The following is a 17,821-nucleotide window of genomic DNA, read 5'->3' as shown; positions in this document are numbered from 1 at the left end:
CGATGAGCACGGCAGTCATCGGTACGCCGGACCCGGGTACGCCGGTCACGGGCACGGCGGTCGAGGTTGCGCAGCCCGCCGGCCCGGCGGGCGACGCCCGCGCCCTCGTCGAGGCCCGGGTCGCCCGGCTGGCCTCCTCCGGGGTGGACCGCCCCGGGCCCTACCTGATCGGCGTGCGCCACCACGCGCCGTCGATCGCCGCCGTGGTGCCGGCCCTGCTGGACGCGGCCCGGCCGGACGTCCTGCTGGTCGAGCTGCCCGCCGAGTTCCAGCCCTGGCTGGGCTGGCTGGCCGACGAGGCCACCCGGGCCCCCGTCGCGCTGGCCGCCGCACCGGCCGGCGGCGGCGAGGAGGCCACGGGCCCCGCCTTCTACCCGTTCGCCGACTTCTCCCCCGAGCTGGCCGCGCTGCGCTGGGCGGCCCGCCACGGGGTCCCGGCCGTCGCCTGCGACCTGCCACTCGCCCACCGCGGGGAGTACCGGCGGGCAGGCGCGCCGGAGAGCGGCCCCGGCGTGGCCGACGCCCTGCGCGCCCGGCTCACCGGCCGCGCCGACGAGGACCTGTGGGACCGCCTGGTCGAGACGGCCGCACCGGGCTCCACCCCGGAGGCGGTCCGCCGGGCCGCACTGCTGGTCGGCTGGGCCCTGCGCCGGGACGCCGAAGGGGACGACGGGCGGGCCGACGAGTGGGAGGACGGCGGGGGCGACGGCGGGGACGCCGCGCGCGCGGGCGCCGGGCAGCCGTCGCCGGCGCCCGGCGTCGACCCGTACGACCTCCGCCGGGAGGCCTGGATGCGGGAGCGGATCGCCGAGGCAGCCGCCGGCGGGCGCAGGGTGGCCGCCGTGATCGGCGCCTTCCACGCGCCGGCACTGGCCGGTGCGGCCGGGCAGCCGGGCACCGCGCACGCACCGCAGGCCCCGGGCCCGGCGGACCCTGCCGGTACTTCGGACCCTGCCGACCCTGCCGACCCGCAGGGACGGCAGGCGGAGCGCACCGACGGGCCGGACCACGGGCACGTCGTCTCACTGATCCCGTACACCTACCCCCTGCTCGACGCCCGCTCCGGCTACCCGGCCGGCATCCGCGATCCCGAGTGGCAGCACGCCGTCCTCGACGCGGGCGGCGACCCGGCCCGGCTGGCCGAGGCCCTCACCCTGGCCGCCGTCCGGATCTGCGAGGCCCTGCGCGGCCAGGACCATCCCGCCGGGCCCGCCGACGGCCGCGAGATCGTCCGCCTCGCGGGGGACCTCGCGCGGCTGCGCGGCCTGCCCGGCCCCGGGCGCGGCGAGCTCGTCGAGGCCGTCCAGAGCGCCCTGGCCCAGGGCGAACCGCTGGGCCGTGGCCGCGCCGTGGCCGCCGCCCTCGAACAGGTCCTGGTCGGCACCCGCACCGGGCGCCCCACGCCGGCCGCTCCGCGCAGCGGTCTGGCACCCGCCGTCGAGACCCTGCTGGCGGAGCTGGGCCTGCCCGGCCCGGCCGACACCTCCGAAGCCACCACCATCGCCGGTCCGCGCACGGGCTCCGCCCGCTCCGCCGACGGGAGCGGGCCCCGCGAACTGCGGCTGGACCCGCTGCGCTCGGCCCTCGACCGCCGCCGTGAACTGCTGCTGCACCGCCTGGCGGCCTGCGGCGTTCCGTACGGGGAGAGCGTCGCCACCGCCGGGGCCGGCGGGACGGAGGCGCTCGGCACCCGCTGGCGCGTCCACTGGACCCCGGCCGTCGCCGCGATGCTCACCGTCGCCGGGATGCGCGGCGTCACTCCGGCCCAGGCCGCCGAGGGCGCGCTGCGCGAGCGGCTGCGTCGGGAGGCCGAGGGCGAGGGGACGACCGCCCGGCAGACCGTCCGGGGCCTCGCCGACGCGGCGGCCTGCGGGCTGCCCGGCCTGGTCGACGTCCGGCTCGCCCAGCTCGCCGAGCTGCTGCCCGCCACCGGCACCCTGCCCGAACTGCTCGACGCGCTCGGCCTGCTGGACCGCCTGGCCGCCGGGCACGTCGCCGGGTTCGAACCGGAGGCGGAGCGCCCGGAGGCCATCGCGTCGATGGCGGAGCTGCTGACCGTCGCGGCCGTCCGGCAGTTGGAGGGCCTGGGCGGTTCCGACGACCCCGCCGACGCCCGCGCCCTGCTCGAACTGGCCCGCCGGGCCGACGAGTCCGGCGGCATCCGGCTCGCCCACACGATCGCCGGGCTGGCCACCGACGGCACCCCGCTGATCCGGGGCGCCGCCGGGGCCGTCCGGGTGCTGCTCGGCCAGGAGGAGCCGGCGGCCTTCGGCGACCGCGTCGCCTCCTGGATCGACGGCGCCACCGACCAGGACGCCAGACGCTCCCTGGCCCGGGCGCTCACCGGCCTGCTGAGCGCCGCCGAAGGCCTGCTGGCCGGCGCGCCCGCCGTGCTGGAGCCCCTGCTGGAGCGGGTCACCGCCCTCCCCGACACCGCGTTCCTGGACCGGCTGCCCGCCCTGCGCGGCGGCTTCGACACCCTCAGCCCGGCCGCCCGCGACCGGCTGATCGCGATGGTCGAGGAGCGCCTGGGCGAGCGCGTCGACGCCCTGCCGGAGACCCTCGATCCGGCCCTGCTCGCCGCCTGGACCCGCGCCGACCTCGCCGCCCGGCGAGCCCTGCAGGCCCGCGGGCTGCTCGGCCCGGGGCCGGTGCCGGTGCCGACGCCGGTGCCGGTGCCGGGGCCCGAATCGGCCGGGACACCCACTCGTCCCACCACCTTCGACGCCCCGGCGCCGGCCGCCGCGTCGCCTGCCGCCTCGTCCGCTGCGCCGTCCGAGCTGCCGCCCGCCGACCGGTGGCGGCTGCTGCTCGGACGCCCGGGCAGCCGGGGGCTCACCGGCCGCTCCGCCCGGCTGGCCACCGCCCTCGACGAGCTGTACGGCACCGGTCGCGGCGAAGGCTCCGGTCCGGACACCGCCTCGGGCCGCGGCGGCGGGCGGGAGGCCCCCTACCCGGGCATCCGTGAATGGTCCGAGGACCTGGCGGCCCTGTTCGGCCCCGGCATCCGCGAGGAGGTGCTCGCCGCCGCCGCCGAACACGGGCGCACCGACGCCCTCGGCGCGATCGACCCGGACGCCGTCCGGCCCTCCGTCGACCTGCTGCGTACCGTCCTGGAGCACGCCGGCGGCCTGCCCGAGGCCCGGCTCGCCGCGCTGCGCCCGCTGGTGCGGCGGCTGGTCGAGGAGCTGACCCGCGAGCTGGCGACCAAGCTGCGCCCGGCGCTGACGGGTATCTCCGTGCCCCGCCCGAGCAGCCGCCCCGGCGGCGGCCTCGACCTGCACCGGACGATCCGCGCCAACCTCGCCACCGCCCGCCCGGGCCCCGACGGCGGCACGCTGATCGTCCCCGAACGGCCGGTGTTCCGGACCAGGGCGCGGAAGGCGGCCGACTGGCGGCTGATCCTGGTGGTCGACGTCTCCGGCTCGATGGAGGCCTCCACCGTCTGGGCGGCGCTGACCGCCTCGATCCTGGCCGGGGTGCCCTCGCTGAGCACGCACTTCGTCGCGTTCTCGACCGAGATCGTCGATCTCACCGAACGCGTGGACGACCCGCTGGGCCTGCTGCTGGAGGTGAGGGTCGGCGGCGGTACGCACATCGCGGCGGGGCTGCGCTACGCGCAGAGCCTGGTGACGGTGCCCTCGCGCACCCTGGTGGCGGTGATCAGCGACTTCGAGGAGGGCTACCCGGTCGGCGGCCTGCTCGCGCGGACCCGCGCCCTGGTCGGCGCGGGCTGCCACCTGCTGGGCTGTGCGGCCCTGGACGACGCCGGCAAGGCCCGGTACTCGAAGGCGGTGGCCGGGCAGCTGGTCGCGGCCGGCATGCCCGTGGCGGCGCTCAGCCCGCTGGAACTGGCCCGCTGGGTGGGGGAGAAGATCCGATGAGTCCGACGACCGAACAGAGCGCGGCCGACCGGAGCGTGACCGATCCGGCTCCCACCGGTCCGGCCGCCCCCAACCCGGCCGCCCCGGATCCGACCGCCTCCGCGTTGCCGGCGGTACGGCCGGAGGTGGTCGCCGAGGTGGTGGCCGCGCTCTCGCCCCGACTGCAGAAGCGGCTCGACGGCGCCGCGGCCAAACTCGCCGGGCGACCGGTGACCAGGGCCGGGGACGACTGGCTGATCGACGTCGACGAGGACGTCCGGCTGGTCCTGCACGCTCCCGGGGGCGTCGTCCGGACGGCGGCGGACGTCCGCTGCGGCTGCCTGCTGGCCCCCGCCTGCCTGCACCGCGCGGCGGCCGTCACCGCGACCCCGCTCGCCGATTCCCTCGACGACTCCCTCGACGTGCCTGGTGCCCTCGACGTGTCCGACACCCTCGACACGCCCGACGCGAGCGACACCGGCCCCGCCACGGAGCCCGGCACGGTCCCGGCCCCCGGCGCACCCGCCGTACCCCCGCCCCCCGCCGCACCCCTGACCCCCGCCGAGGCGGCCGCCGCCGAGCGGCTGCAGCACTGTGCGGCCGCCGCGCTGGCGGCGGGGGTGAGCGGCGCCGGTGGGGTGCTCCAGGCCGAGCTGCTGCGGGCCGGTCACCAGGCCCGGATCAGTGGTCTGCACCGGCCGGCCGCGGCGGCCGTCGCGGTGGCCACCCGGCTGCGTGCCGCCCGCTCCGGCGCGCCGGACCACCGGCTCGCCGACCTGACCGCCGCGCTGCGCGAACTGCTGGAGCTCGCGACCGCCCTGGGCTCCCCGGCCGCCGCCGCACTCACGCCCGCCGCCCTGGCCGGGCTGCGCGGTACCGCCCGCCAGGCGTACGAGGACGCCGGCGGCCTGCGCCTGTACGGGCTGTTCGCCGAGCCGGTGCTCACCGCCACCCACGCGGGGGTGCTCAGCTGGGCGGTGGACGGCGCCGGGCGGCTCAGTACCGTCGCGGAGATCATGCCGCACCAGGACCCGGCCACGGCGGCCCCACAGGCGCTGGCCGCGGGCGGCCGCGCGGTGCGGCTGGGGGACGCGGTGCTGAGCCACCGCGAGTTCACCCGGGCCGGCCTCTCCGTGCAGGGCGCCACCCGCTCGGCCACCGGCCGGCTCGGTGCGGGGGCCAAGGTGCGCGCGGTCCGGGCCGCCGGTGCGTCCTGGACGGACGAGCCGCTCGCCCGGCTCTGGGCCGAGCCGGTCGCCGACCAGGTCGCCCGGGCGCTGGCCTGGGCGACCCTCCCGCAGGACGGCCGGCCGGCCGGCGGCGACCTGCTCTTCCTGGACGTCACCCTGCTGGGTGTCGCCGACGACGGGGGCCCGGCCGGCCCGCAGCCGCTGGCCCGCTGCGAGGGCGTGACGGTGACGCTGCGGCCGGCCCACGACCACCCCGACCTCGCCCACCGGGCCAACCTCGCCCTGCTGGCCGGCCGTCCGGGCCTGCGGCTGCGGGTGATCGGGCGTCTGGAGCGCGCCGCCCGCCCGCAGCTGCGGCTGCTCGCGGCCGGTCCCGCGCCCACCGGTGCGTCGGCCGCCGGGCACCCGGCTGACGGGCACCCCGCTGACGGGCACCCGGGGGAGGGCGGGACGCTGGTGCTCGCCGCCGACATGGCCGGCAGGGTCAACCTGGGCCTGGAACGGCTGCAGCGCGCGGACCTGCCCACCGGTGCGGACCTGCCCACCGGTGCGGACGCGAGCTCGCTCGCCCCGCCCGGCTCGCTCGCTTCGGTGGCGTCCGGGGGCGATCCTGCCCTGGTCGAGGCGCCGGTCCACCTGCTGACCCGCCGGGTCGAGCAGGCCGTCACCGGTGGCCGCCGTGCCCTCGCCCTGGCCGGCCCGGACTCCGCCGCGGCGGACGGCGGCCGGCTGCGGGCGGTGGGGCTCGCGACCGCCGCCCGGCTGCTGGACGGGCTCCGGGAGAGCGCCACCGACCAGCGACGGGACGTGTTCGGTCGGGTGCTCGCCGACGACCACCGCGGGTTCACCGAGGCCTGGCTCGCGGCCTCCTGCTACGGGGAGGAGCTGGCCGCCGCACTGTGCACGGCCGCCTGGTCGCGGGGGGCCGGCGTCTGAGCCGCCGCGACGCCCGGGAGGGGGACGGCGGGGCGCCGGCACCCCGCCGTCCCCCTCCCGGGCCTCGCCGACCGCGCGTCACGGGATCAGCACGAGCTTGCCCGTGACGGCCCGCTCGGCGCTGATCCGGTGCGCCCGCCCGACCTCCGCCAGCGGCAGGGTCAGGGCGACATGCACCCGCAGGGCCCGGGACTCGGCCAGCCGGCGCAGGGCCGCGAGGTCCTCCGGCGACTGGTGGACGATCACCGGCTCGAAGCGCACGCCCAGCTCCAGGGCCTCCTCCGGCGTCAGCCCCGGGTCGTGGTCGATGGTGCTGACGATCAGCCCGCCCGGTCGCAGCACGCCCGCCGAGCGCCGGGCGTACTCGCCGCCGACCAGGTCGAGGACCACGTCCACCTCGCCCACCGCGCCGGTGAAGTCGGTCAGGCTGTAGTCGATCAGCTCGTCCGCGCCCAGCTGCTTCAGGATGGTGTGCTTCTCCGCCCGAGCCGTCCCGATGACGTACGCGCCGAGCGACTTGGCGATCTGGACGGCGAGGTGGCCGACGCCGCCGGCGGCGGCGTGGACCAGGACCCGCTGGCCGGGGCTCACCCGGGCGATCCCGACCAGGGCCTGGTAGGCGGTCAGCCCGGAGAGCGCCAGCGCGCCGGCCTCGGCCACCGGCAGCGTCTCCGGCCGGCGCTCGAACTGTTCGGCGGGCGCCGCGACGTACTCGGCGTAGGCGTTGCCGGCCTGCGGGAAGCCCGGCATGCCGAACACCTCGTCGCCGGCGGCGAAGCGGGTGACGCCCTCGCCGACGCCCTCGACGGTCCCGGCGACGTCCCAGCCGAGCGAGAAGGGTGGCTCGCCGAGCAGTGGGAAGTACCCGGCCCGGACGGCCAGGTCGACCGGATTCACGCCCGCCGCGTGCACCCTGACCAGGACTTCGCCCGGGCCGGGCAGCGGGCGGGCGGTGACGACGCTCTCCAGCACCTCCGGGCCGCCGAGGGTCTGCTGGGTGATGGCGTTCATCTGCGCGGCGGAGGTGCGGGCGGTGGTGTGAACCGACATGGCAGGGCCTCTTTCAAGGTGGTGAGCGGCTGTGATCACCATCCTGCTGGAGCCGGTATCCCTTGTGAAGAAGGCACCTTGAAGGTATATAGGTACCTTGTGGATACTACTTCTGAGCTGGCAGGACGCCGAGTCGCCGATGTCTACCTGCGGGAATGCGCCTCACGTTCGGTGCTCCAGCTCCTGGCCAACAAGTGGAGCTTCCTCGTCCTCGGAGCCTTGGAGGACGGACCGATGCGCTTCGGCGTGCTGCTGCGGCGCGCGGACGGCATCACCCAGAAGAGCCTGACCCAGACCCTGCGCGGTCTGGAGCGCGACGGCCTGGTCTCCCGCACGGTCTACCCCACCATCCCGCCGCGGGTGGAGTACGAGCTGACCGGCCTCGGCCACAGCGTGAGCGGCCTGATCGGCCAGATCAACGTCTGGGCCGAGGCCAACCTGTCGACGGTGGTCGCGGCCCGCCAGGAGTACGACGAGCAGGTCGGCGCGGAGCCCGTCCCGGTGTCGCGCTGACCGTCCGCGCCGACCACCGCGCTCGCCCGGCCTCCCGCACCGGCCGCCGGTCAGACGGGTCCGCCGGTGAGGGCGTGCAGTTCGGCGAGGGCGGCGTCCCCGGTCATCGGCCGGGGCGCCGCCTTCATCAGCAGGGCGGACACCGGATCGAAGACGCCGGAGATCCCCTGCTCAAGCGCGAACTTCGCGTACCGGACGGCGTCCAGCACGTTGCCGGCGGCGCTGGGCGAGTCGTCCACGGTCATCCGCAGCTCGATCTCCAGCGGGGTGCCCCCGAAGGCCGCCGCCTCCAGTCGGATGAAGGCGACCTTGCGGTCCTCCAGGAACGGGATGTACTCGGCGCCGACGTGCACGGCCGCGGCCGGGAGAGCGCCCGCTCCCGAGCCCTCCGCCCCCGAACCGCCCGCCATGCCCTGCGCCTTGGTCTGCTGCTTGCTCCTCAGCCGCTCCGGGTCCTGCATGGCGAGGAAGTCCATGTTGCCGCCGTTGTTGAGCTGGTAGGTGCTCCGCAGGCGCACGCCGTTGCGGGCGAGGGCGTCCAGCAGCGCGTGGTGCACCAGGGTCGATCCGAACTGGCTCCTCAGGTCGTCGCCCACCAGCGGCAGCCCGGCCCGCCGGAAGCGCTCCGCCCAGTGCGGTGAGCGGGCGATCTCCGCGGGCATGCAGTTGACGAAGGCGCACCCGGCCAGCAGGGCCGCCTCGGCGTACCGCTCGGTGGCCCGAGGGCTGCCCACCGGGAGGAAGTTGACCAGTACCTGCGTCCCGCTGTCGGTCAGCCGGGCGGCGATCTCCGCGGCGGAGGCCGAGCCCCGGGCGTCGATCCGGTCGGCCGTGGTGCGCCCCACGCCGTCGCCCAGGAAGCCCTCGGTCACCGGCACACCGAGCCACGGCACGTCGGCGAAGCGGCGCGCGTTGTTGGGCCCGGCCCAGATCGCCTCGGAGAGGTCGCGGCCGGTCTTGCAGGAGTCGACGTCGAAGGCCGAGGTGAACCGGACGTCGGCGACGGAGTACCCGGCGCAGACCGGGTTCGGCAGCCCGGCCGGGTCGGCGCCCTCCGCTCCGTAGAACTCGACCCCCTGCACCAGGGAGGAGGCGCAGTTGCCGACTCCGACGATGCCCACGTTCACCGTGCTCACGAATTCCCCCTGTCGGTGGTGCGTCCGGCCCGGTCCGGTGCGGCCGTCGCCCGAGATCGTCGGCGACCGTACCCCGACGCACTGTCAGGTCCCCGTAAATATCCGCCGGGCGGCGCCCGGGGCCGACTGCCGACTGCCGTCCGCCGGTCCGCCGGTCCGGCGGTCCACCGCGCGGCCCGATCGGGTGAACCGCGGCGGCCGGGCCCGGCGGGCGGGCCGACCGCCGTCCGCGCAGGTGGTAGGCATGGGGCCCGGAATCGACCGACGCCCTGGGAGCGGCCCGGCATGCACTGGTTCGCGGCGCCCGAGTACTGGCTGGGCCGGATGCTCGTCCAGCGGCTGACGGCCGGCGTCTACCTGCTCGGCTTCCTCGCCGCCGCGCGGCAGTTCCGGGCCCTGATCGGCGAGCACGGGATGCTGCCGGTGCCGCGCTTCCTCGCCCGGGTCACCTTCCGCCAGGCTCCCGGCCTGTTCCAGCTCCGCTACTCCGACCGCCTGTTCGCCACCGTCTCCTGGACGGGCTGCGCGCTGTCCGCCGCCGTCGCCGCCGGCCTGGCCGACCTGGTGCCGCTCTGGGCGTCGATGCTGCTCTGGGCGGCGCTCTGGGTGCTCTACCTGTCCATCGTCAACGTCGGCCAGACCTGGTACTCCTTCGGCTGGGAGTCACTGCTGCTGGAGACGGGCTTCCTGATGGCCTTCCTCGGCAACGACGACGTCGCGCCGCCGGTGCTGACCCTCTGGCTGCTGCGCTGGCTGGTGTTCCGGGTGGAGTTCGGCGCGGGACTGATCAAACTGCGCGGCGACAGCTGCTGGCGGGACCTGACCTGCCTGCGCTACCACCACGAGACCCAGCCGATGCCGGGCCCGCTGAGCTGGTTCTTCCACCACCTGCCCGATCCGCTGCACCGGGTCGAGGTGGCCGCGAACCACGTCACCCAGCTCCTGGTGCCCGTCTGCCTCTTCCTGCCGCAACCGGTCGCGAGCCTGGCGGCCGCGGTCATCGTGGTGACCCAGCTCTGGCTGGTGGCCTCCGGCAACTTCGCCTGGCTGAACTGGCTGACCATCGCCCTCGCGCTCTCCGCCGTCGACGCCACCCGCCTCGACGGCCTGCTCCCGCTGCCCGTGCCGCCCGATTACGGCCCCGGACCGGGCTGGTTCGAGGGCCTGGTGATCGCGATGACGGCGCTGGTCGCCGTGCTCAGCTACTGGCCCGCGCGCAACCTGCTGTCCCGCCGCCAGGTCATGAACCGCTCCTTCAACCGGATCCACCTGGTGAACACCTACGGGGCCTTCGGCAGCGTCAACCGGCTTCGCCAGGAGGTGAGCGTCCAGGGCACCGACGAGCCCGAGGTCACCCCGGACACCGTCTGGAAGGAGTACGGATTCCGGGGTAAACCGGGCGAAGTCCGGCGCCTCCCGCGTCAGTTCGCGCCCTACCACCTGCGCCTGGACTGGCTGATGTGGTTCGCCGGCATCTCACCCGAGTACGCCCGGCCCTGGTTCCTGCCCTTCGTCGCCCGGCTGTTGGAGAACGACCGGGACACCCTCCGGCTGCTGCGCGTCAACCCGTTCCCCGCCGCACCACCCACCCACGTCCGGGCCGTGCTGTACCTCTACCGGTTCACCGAACCCCGCGAACTGCGCGCCACCGGAGCCTGGTGGCACCGGACGGAACTCCGCGAGTTCCTCGGACCGGTCGACCGCGAGAGCCTCGGCGGGGCCGGCCACCACCGCCCGCCCGGCGGCCCCACCACCCGTCCGCGCGCGCTGCGGACGGTGCCGCTGCACCTGCCCGGACGTCGGCTGCGACGCCCCGGGCAGCCCCGACCCCGGCCGCCGCGGTGAGCGCGGACGGGCCCGCGCGGACCGACGTCACCGCCCCGGGCCGGACGGGCCGCCCGGGCGGGTGGGGACCGGCCGGGGGAGCGGCAAAGGGGCCGGTAGAGGGGTCCGGGACGCCACATCGGCCCGTCGGACGGTGGGTGCGTGCAAGCCTCGAACGGGCACCCGTATTCTGGGCGTCCACACCGGCTGCCCGCCGCGACCAACGCCCGACCCGCCGCGGCCGCCCGCCGCCGGTCGCCTTCTCCGCCAGTCCCCGCCGTAGTCGCCCTGCCAGGAACCGGATTTCACATGACAGTGCTTCACTCGAGCAACGCCGACGTAGCCGACGTATCGGACCTGGACGAGGCCCCCGCCCAGGACGGCACCACCGAAACCGACCCCAGGGCGGACCTCGGCAAGTACGCCGACCTGGGAGCCTTCACCCTCAGTGCCGACACCCACGCCTGGTACGAGGCCGTCGACACCGTAGCCACCCCGGAGGACGCCCGCGCCGCCTCCACCGTCCTCGCCGAACTGCGGGGCCGTGACCTGCAGCAGACCTGGGAGTCGGTCGCCGGCCTGGCCACCGACGCCGGACTCGAGGAGCCCGGCACCGTCGCCAAGGCGGCCCTCCTGGTCGAGCTGCTGCAGCGCGTCCACCGCACCTCCACCACCCTGGACGGAGCCGCCTACGAGAGCGACCTCGACGCCCTCACGGCCGCCACCGCCGGCGGCGCCTGGCGCCGCGAGCGGGGGGTCAGGCTCTCCTGGCTCCGCGCCAGGGCCCTGCGCAAGCAGGCCCAGACCCTCGCGACCGGCCGGCTCCGCCGCGAGGAACTGCACGAGGCCCTGGCCGCGGCCGAGGTCGAGCGCCGCGCGTGGGCGGTCTTCGCCCCCGAGGGCGCCCGCCCCGTCCCGCCGGCCGACGGCGCCCTGGTCGAGGCCACGGCGCAGGCCTTCGAAGCCATCAACGCCGGGCTCGCCGAACTCGCCCGCCTGCTGCCGGCCCGCGACCTGGACACGCTGACCTTCGAGGAGCTCACCGGCCTGGTCGAGCGCCTCGCCGACGACGAGGGGACCCTCTACCGCCTGCCCACCATCCGCACCCTGCGGGCCACCCTGGAGGAGAACGGCCTCGCCGAGCTCCTCACCGAGCTGACGGCGGCCCGCGCCGACCGCCGCGCCGCCGACGCCGCCTACCAGCGCCACATCGGCGGCGCCGACGCCGCCCGCCAGGCCCTGGCCGGCGGCCAGCGCGACGGCCAGGCGGAGACGGCGGTCGAGACGCAGACCGAGACGGTGGCCGAGACGGCTGCTGAGGAGGTCGAGGTCGAGGTCGACGTCGCTGACGTCGAGGCGCCCGCCGCCGTGGCGACGGAGGCCGCGATCGTCATCCCGGCGCCCGCGTCGGAGGATGCGGCGCTGGTCGTCGAGGTCGCCGAGGTCGAGGTGACTGAGGTCGAGGTGTCTGAGGTCGAGGTCGCTGAGGCTGAGGCCGAGGTTGCTGAGCCCGAGGCCGTCGAGGCCGTCGAGGTCGTCGAGGTCGAAGCCGCTGAGGTCGAGGTCGCACAGGTCGAGGTCGCCGAGGCTGAGGCCGAGGTTGCTGAGCCCGAGGCCGTCGACGTCGAAGCCGCTGAGGCCGACGCCGAGGTCGAGGTTGCTGAGGTCGAGGCGGCTGAGGCTGAGGTTGCTGAGGTCGAGGTCGTCGAGCTGGCGGCCGTTGGGACCGAGGTCGTCGAGGTGGAGGCCGACACGGTCGAAGCCGATGTCGAGGTCGAGTCCGTCGAGCTCGCGCTCGTCGAGGCCGCGGTCGAGGTCGAGGCGGTCGAGACCGAGTCTGCCGCGGTCGAGGTCGTCGAGGTTGCCCCCGCGGTCGAGGTCGTCGAGGTCGCCGAGGCCGCTGCCCCGGTGGACGAGTCGGCCAAGGCCGCCACGCGTACGCGTCGTCCCAAGAAGCCGGACTTCACGCCCGGCAAGCCCGTCACGGCCTACAGTGCCGCCGAGCTGCTCGCCGTCGTGCGCTGGATCGACGGCGACGCGGTGGAGCGGACGGACGAGGAACTGCTCCGCGCTGCCATGAAGGAGTTCGGCTTCGCCCGGCTCGGCCCCCGGATCAAGGAGGCCCTGGGTACGGCGGTTTCCGAGGCCCGTAGCTGAGGTCGGTGCCACCGGGGCACCGGTGGCACGCGGGAGCCCGGCGGATCCGTCCGCCGGGCTCTCGTGCTGTCGTGCTTTCCGCTGGCGTGGTGCGCGCGGGGGCGCCCGTCAGCCGGCCGCGTTCCAGGGTGCGCTGGTCATCAGGGCCTTGACGTTGGCGACGTAGCCGGGGTTGGGGATGACGAGGCTGCCGGTGGTGGTGTTGGTGACCGGGTCGGTGACGGTGTTGTAGTGCACGTTGCCGGCGCCCGCGTTGTAGGCGGCGATCACCAGGTCGAGCAGCGGGGTCTTGCCGGTGACCGGGTCCGGGCCGAGGTCGTACTTGCCGCCGAAGCCGGAGTCGCCGTAGTACGCGACGAGCCAGTCGAGCAGCTGGGTGCCGAGCTGGACGTTGCCCTCCAGCGTCTCCGGGTCCGACTTGGCGGCGAACTTGCCGTTCATCCAGGTGACGGTGGCCGGCATGACCTGCATGGTCCCGATGCCGCCGTCGCAGGCGAGGATGCCGGACTGCCAGCCGCTCTCCTGCCAGGCGATCGCCTTGACCAGGCTCGTCGGCAGCGGCGGCATCTTGTCGGTGCCGCCGTTGCTCAGGTTCAGCACCCGGGACTGGCCGGCCGCGGCGGTCAGGGCCGCGCCTACCGCGGCCCGCGGCTCGTTCGGCCGCGGGTAGGTCGGCTTGCAGGAGCTCTGCAGCGGCGGGACGTGGGGAGCGGCGGGGGCCGGCGGCGGCGGGGCCGCGGGGCCGGGCTTGGCGACCGGCGCGGGCGCCGGTGCGGCGGGGGCCGCCTGCGGGGCGGGCTTGGCGGTGGGCGTCGCCGTGGGCTTCGCGGTCGCGCTCCTGCTCGGGGCCGCGGTGCCGGCCTTGGCCGAGGGGGAGCCCGACGGGGTGGCCGAGGGGCTGGGGGTGCCGCTGTCGCTGGGTGCCGGGGACGGCGTGCCGCTCGGGGCCGCCGATTCGGTGGCCGTCGCCCCGGGAGTGGCCGGGCCGCCCGCGTTCTGGTGCGGCTTCGTGCCGCAGGACGTGAGCAGTGCCGTGGACACGGTCACGGCCGCGACCAGTACCGTCGCCCTTCGCGCAGACCTCAACCGCATGTGGAACAACCCCCCGTTGACGAACCGCTGTCGAAAGAAGCGTCATCCTACGGTGTGCGATCTGACGGTCCGCGAGCAGGACCCGCCTACCGCGCCGGGCCCCTTCCGGTCAGGACGTCCGTCGGTCGGTATGCGGCCCATCGGCCTCCCCGGGGACCGGTCCGCCGTCCTGCGGGGCGTCCTCGGTGCCGTCACCCGCGCTGGCTTCCGTGCCGTCCGCCGGGGCATCAGCCGTGCCGTCCGCCGCGTTCGTGGTCCGTGCGTCGCCGGCCGGCAGCGGCGCGGCCAGCTGGGCTGCCAGCAGGGCCGGCGCCTCGGCCAGTGAGGGGCCGTACCAGGTGAGGTGGCGGCCACTGACCAGGGCGGCGGGAACGCCGGGGAAGGCCTCCGGGCCGTCCTCGGCGGTGAAGCGGTAGGGCTCGTCCGGCAGGACCACCAGCTCGGGGCGGGCGGCGTTGAGCTCGTCCAGCGGGACGGCGGGGTAGCGCTGTGGATGGTCGGCGTACAGCGGCGTCGCGCCGAGCCGTGTCAGCAGGTCCCCGGCGAAGGTGTCGCGGCCCAGCACCATCCAAGGACGGCGCCAGATCGGCACCACCGCGCGCAGCGGCCGCCCCGGCGGCCGGACGTCCTGCCAGGCGTCGGCCGCCCGGTCCAGCCAGTCCGGCCGGGGCAGGCCGCAGGCGAGCGTGAGCATCCGGTCCAGCGAGTCCAGGGCCTGCTCCAGGGTGCGGATCCCGGTGACCCAGACGGGGAGGCCGGCGGCGCGCAGGGCGTCCAGGTCGGGGAGCCGGTTCTCCTCCTCGTTGGCGATCACCAGGTCGGGTGCCAGGGCGAGGATCGCCGGCAGGTCCGGGTTCTTGGTGCCGCCGATCCGGGTGACCGCCAGGCCGGCCGGGTGCGTGCACCAGTCGGTCGCGCCGACCAGCAGGTCGGGTGCGGTGGCGGCGACCGCCTCGGTCAGCGAGGGCACCAGCGAGACCACCCGCCGTACCTCGCCGAGCCGGACGGCCAGCCCGAGGTCGTCCACGAGGGTACGCGCGGCGGTACGGGCGGCGGTGGGCGCGGCGCTGGAGTCGGCCATCCGGTCACGATAGCCGCGTGGACGGGTGCGGCGGGGCGGGTGGATGCGGGCGCGGGCCCTGTCGCGGTAGGTGCGGATCGTCCGGGTGCCGGCCGGGTGCTTGTCCGTTTCGGAGCAGGACCGCCGCCGGCCCGCGCCCCTACCGTTCGGGGACATCGGCGGGACGAGAGGCGGCATCGGTGAACTGGCTGATCCACGACTACCGCGAGGACGATCTCGCGGCGGTCGTCCATCTGATCGACACCACGGCGGAGCTCGGGCAGGAGTCCGTCTTCTCGCTCGCCGAGTGCATCGGCGCGCTGACCACCCGCCAGCCGGCGGTGGTCGCGGTGCACCAGGGCGCGCCGATCGGCGCGGCGCTGGCCTGCGTGGCCGGCGAGCGGGCCTGGGTGATGCGGATCGCGATCGCCCCGGGCTGGCGCGGTCTGGGGCTGGCGAGTTCGCTGCTGCGCGAGCTGGAACGACGCCTGGTGGCGGGTCGGGTGCGCCGGATCGCGTACGTGCTGCCGGAGGAGGAGCTGCTGGGGGAGGGCCTGCACAACGCCGGCTACACCCGGCGGCCGGCGGCCGCGTACTTCGAGCGGACCGAGCCGGCGGGCGGTGCGGCGGCGGGGCTGCTGGAGGAGCTGGGCGGCCGGTTGCTGCCGGGGGACCTGTGGGAGCGGGTCGCGGGGATGTCGGCGGAGAAGAACCTGATCGAGCGGCGGGTCGTGCTGCCGCTGGCCGAGCCGGAGCGGGCGGCCAGGCACGGGGTGCGGGCGCCGCGCGCCATCGCCCTGTTCGGGCCGCCCGGCACGGGGAAGACCACCTTCGCCCGGGCGATCGCGTCCCGGCTGGGCTGGCCGTTCGTCGAACTGCTGCCGTCCCGCCTCGCCGACGAGGGCAATCTGGCGGCGGCGCTGCGCGACGCCTTCGCCCGGATCGGTCAGCTGGAGCGGGCGCTGGTGTTCATCGACGAGGTGGAGGAGATCGCGCCCGTCCGCACCGAGGGTGTGCGGGGCGGCATGCACGGGGTGACCAACGAGCTGCTCAAGCTGATCCCGGGCTTCCGGGAGGGTGAGGAGCGGTTGCTGGTCTGCGCGACCAACTCGGTCCGTTCGCTGGATCCGGCGTTCCTGCGCCCCGGGCGTTTCGACTACCTGATCCCGATCGGCACCCCGGACGAGGCGGCCCGGGCCGCGATCTGGTCCCGCTACGCGGCCGGCCGGGCGGACGTGGACCTGGACGTCCTGGTCGGCGCGAGCGAACTGTTCACCCCGGCGGACATCGAGCACGCCGCCCGGGTCGCGGCGCAGAGCGCCTTCGAGCGCGACCTCACGGCGCCGGACGGTACCGAGGGCGCGAGTACGAAGGACTACCTGGAGGCGATCGCCCAGGCCCGTCCGACGGTCACCCCGGCGATGATCGAGGAGTTCGGCGCGGACATCACCTCGCACGCGCGGGTCTGACGCCTCGGGGGAGCCCCTCCGGGGGAGCCACGGGTGGTCGGCGGCGCGCCTCGTCCGCGCCGGTCGACGCCGGCGGGTCGGGACAGGTGCCTGAGAATGTGCTTCTCCATCTCGTGATGGTCAGTCATATCGTAGGTAAATCAGCATGGTTTGACACCCAACCTGTCGGTGCCCGCTAAATGTGGGCACCGACAGGCACAGGGAGAGGCACCATGAGCGCAGTGGCGGGTAGTTCCGCGCCGACGGACTCCATCCGGACCGACATCGACCTCGCCGACCCCGGGTTCTGGCGGCTCCCCGCCGCCGACCGCGCCCGGGCCTTCGCCGAACTCCGCAGACTCCCCGGCCCGGTCTTCTTCACCGAACGCCCCGCTGCCGGCCGGCGCCCCGCCAAGGGCTTCCACGCCCTCGTCCGGCACGCCGACGTGGTCGAGGCCAGCCGGAACCCCACCGTCTTCATCAGCGGCCCCGGCGTCACCACCCCCGAACCCGCCCGCTGGGTCCGGATGCTGTTCGGCGACTCGATGGTCAACCTGGACGACCCCCGGCACGCCCAGCTGCGCCGGATCATCTCCCGGGCCTTCACCCCGCGGCTGCTGGCCCGGGCCGAGGACGACATCCGCCGCGTCGCGGCCCGGCTGGTCGACGAGACGGTCGAGCGCCGCCCGGCGGACTTCGTCTCCGGCCTCGCCGCCGAACTGCCGTTCCAGGTGATCTGCAACATGATGGGCATCCCCGAGGAGCCCCGCCGCGAGATCCTCGCCCAGGTCAACCACGCCTCCGAGCACACCGGCGTGGACCGCCCGCTGCGCAGCCGGATCCGGATCCCGGGGCGCGGACTGCGCGCCCTGGCCCGGATGCAGGGCATGGTCGCCGACCTCGGCCGCGAACGCCGCCGCCACCCCACCGACGACCTGATCTCCGCCCTGGTCACCGCCGACGTGGACGGCCGCCACCTCACCGGTCGCGAGCTCGGCGCCTTCTTCTCCCTGCTGCTGGTGGCCGGGGTGGAGACCACCCGCAACGCCCTCGCCCACGGACTCAGCCTGCTCACCGACCACCCGGAGCAGCGGGCGCTGCTGCTCTCCGACCCGGACCGGCACCTCGGCGGCGCGGTGGACGAGATCATCCGGCACGCCACCCCCATCATCCAGTTCCGCCGCACCCTCGCCGCCGACCACGAGCTGGGCGGCACCCGCCTCGCCAAGGGCGACAAGGTGGTGCTGTTCTTCGGCTCGGCCAACCGGGACGAGGCCGTCTTCACCGACCCGGACGCCTTCGACATCACCCGCTCGCCCAACCCGCACCTCGGCTTCGGCGGCGGCGGACCGCACTACTGCCTGGGCGCCCACCTGGCCCGCCAGGAGATGAAGGTGCTGCTGCGCGAGCTGTTCACCCGGCTGCCCGACCTGCGGGCCACGGGGGCGCCGGAGCTCGTCCCGTCCAGTTTCGACAACCGGGTGAAGTCGCTGCCGTTCACCTTCACGGCGCCGGTCGGCTGACCGGCGCCCGCCCGCAGGGAGCACAATCC

Annotated in this window: 10 protein-coding genes and 1 pseudogene; 7 read left to right on the top strand and 4 right to left on the bottom strand. The window is 75.8% G+C overall.

Annotation, left to right across the window (positions count from 1 at the left end):
* The first annotated feature begins 2 nt into the window (after positions 1-2).
* Positions 3-3,884: a DUF5682 family protein gene (locus tag ACFTWP_RS02550; RefSeq protein WP_380261838.1), complete on the top strand. Its 3,882-nt coding sequence runs from the start codon at positions 3-5 to the stop codon at positions 3,882-3,884.
* Complete coding sequence (locus ACFTWP_RS02545) at positions 3,881-5,989, top strand: hypothetical protein (protein WP_380261836.1); 2,109 nt, start codon at positions 3,881-3,883, stop codon at positions 5,987-5,989. Before ACFTWP_RS02550 ends, ACFTWP_RS02545 begins: the two co-directional genes overlap by 4 nt.
* A 78-nt stretch (positions 5,990-6,067) precedes the next feature.
* On the opposite strand, the gene ACFTWP_RS02540 is transcribed toward ACFTWP_RS02545, so the two are convergent.
* Positions 6,068-7,039, bottom strand: coding sequence for an NADP-dependent oxidoreductase (locus ACFTWP_RS02540; RefSeq protein ID WP_380261834.1), 972 nt, complete (start codon positions 7,037-7,039; stop codon positions 6,068-6,070).
* A 171-nt stretch (positions 7,040-7,210) separates the two neighbouring features.
* On the opposite strand from ACFTWP_RS02540, the gene ACFTWP_RS02535 reads away from it, so the two are divergent.
* Positions 7,211-7,552 carry a winged helix-turn-helix transcriptional regulator gene (locus ACFTWP_RS02535; RefSeq protein ID WP_380261832.1) on the top strand — a complete coding sequence of 114 codons (342 nt, stop codon included), beginning with the start codon at positions 7,211-7,213 and terminating at the stop codon, positions 7,550-7,552.
* A gap of 50 nt (positions 7,553-7,602) precedes the next feature.
* Here ACFTWP_RS02535 and ACFTWP_RS02530 read toward each other — a convergent pair whose 3' ends face one another.
* Positions 7,603-8,688 carry an inositol-3-phosphate synthase gene (locus ACFTWP_RS02530; protein WP_380261830.1) on the bottom strand — a complete coding sequence of 362 codons (1,086 nt, stop codon included), beginning with the start codon at positions 8,686-8,688 and terminating at the stop codon, positions 7,603-7,605.
* A gap of 285 nt (positions 8,689-8,973) precedes the next feature.
* Between ACFTWP_RS02530 and ACFTWP_RS02525 the strand changes: the two genes are divergently transcribed.
* The gene (locus ACFTWP_RS02525; protein WP_380261828.1) at positions 8,974-10,533 is read left to right on the top strand and encodes a lipase maturation factor family protein; all 1,560 of its coding nucleotides are present in this window, start codon (positions 8,974-8,976) and stop codon (positions 10,531-10,533) included.
* A gap of 288 nt (positions 10,534-10,821) precedes the next feature.
* The gene (locus ACFTWP_RS02520) at positions 10,822-12,669 is read left to right on the top strand and encodes a hypothetical protein (RefSeq protein ID WP_380261826.1); all 1,848 of its coding nucleotides are present in this window, start codon (positions 10,822-10,824) and stop codon (positions 12,667-12,669) included.
* 108 nt (positions 12,670-12,777) lie between these two features.
* On the opposite strand, the gene ACFTWP_RS02515 is transcribed toward ACFTWP_RS02520, so the two are convergent.
* Together ACFTWP_RS02515 and ACFTWP_RS02510 are read right to left on the bottom strand one after the other, a co-directional pair.
* Positions 12,778-13,716: a transglycosylase SLT domain-containing protein gene (locus ACFTWP_RS02515; RefSeq protein WP_380261824.1), complete on the bottom strand. Its 939-nt coding sequence runs from the start codon at positions 13,714-13,716 to the stop codon at positions 12,778-12,780.
* A gap of 331 nt (positions 13,717-14,047) precedes the next feature.
* A pseudogene (locus ACFTWP_RS02510) lies at positions 14,048-14,743 on the bottom strand (helical backbone metal receptor); the annotation flags it as partial.
* 278 nt (positions 14,744-15,021) lie between these two features.
* On the opposite strand from ACFTWP_RS02510, the gene ACFTWP_RS02505 reads away from it, so the two are divergent.
* Entirely contained in the window at positions 15,022-16,290 is a 1,269-nt protein-coding gene (locus tag ACFTWP_RS02505; RefSeq protein ID WP_380261822.1) for an ATP-binding protein, read from the top strand.
* A 212-nt stretch (positions 16,291-16,502) separates the two neighbouring features.
* Positions 16,503-17,792, top strand: coding sequence for a cytochrome P450 (locus tag ACFTWP_RS02500; RefSeq protein ID WP_380261820.1), 1,290 nt, complete (start codon positions 16,503-16,505; stop codon positions 17,790-17,792).
* Positions 17,793-17,821: the final 29 nt, after the last annotated feature.

Origin of the sequence: Kitasatospora sp. NPDC057015 (assembly GCF_042673745.1) — a bacterium.
Lineage (GTDB): Bacteria > Actinomycetota > Actinomycetes > Streptomycetales > Streptomycetaceae > Kitasatospora.
Note: the sequence above shows the minus strand (reverse complement) of the source record. Positions and strands in the feature narration are given on the sequence as shown.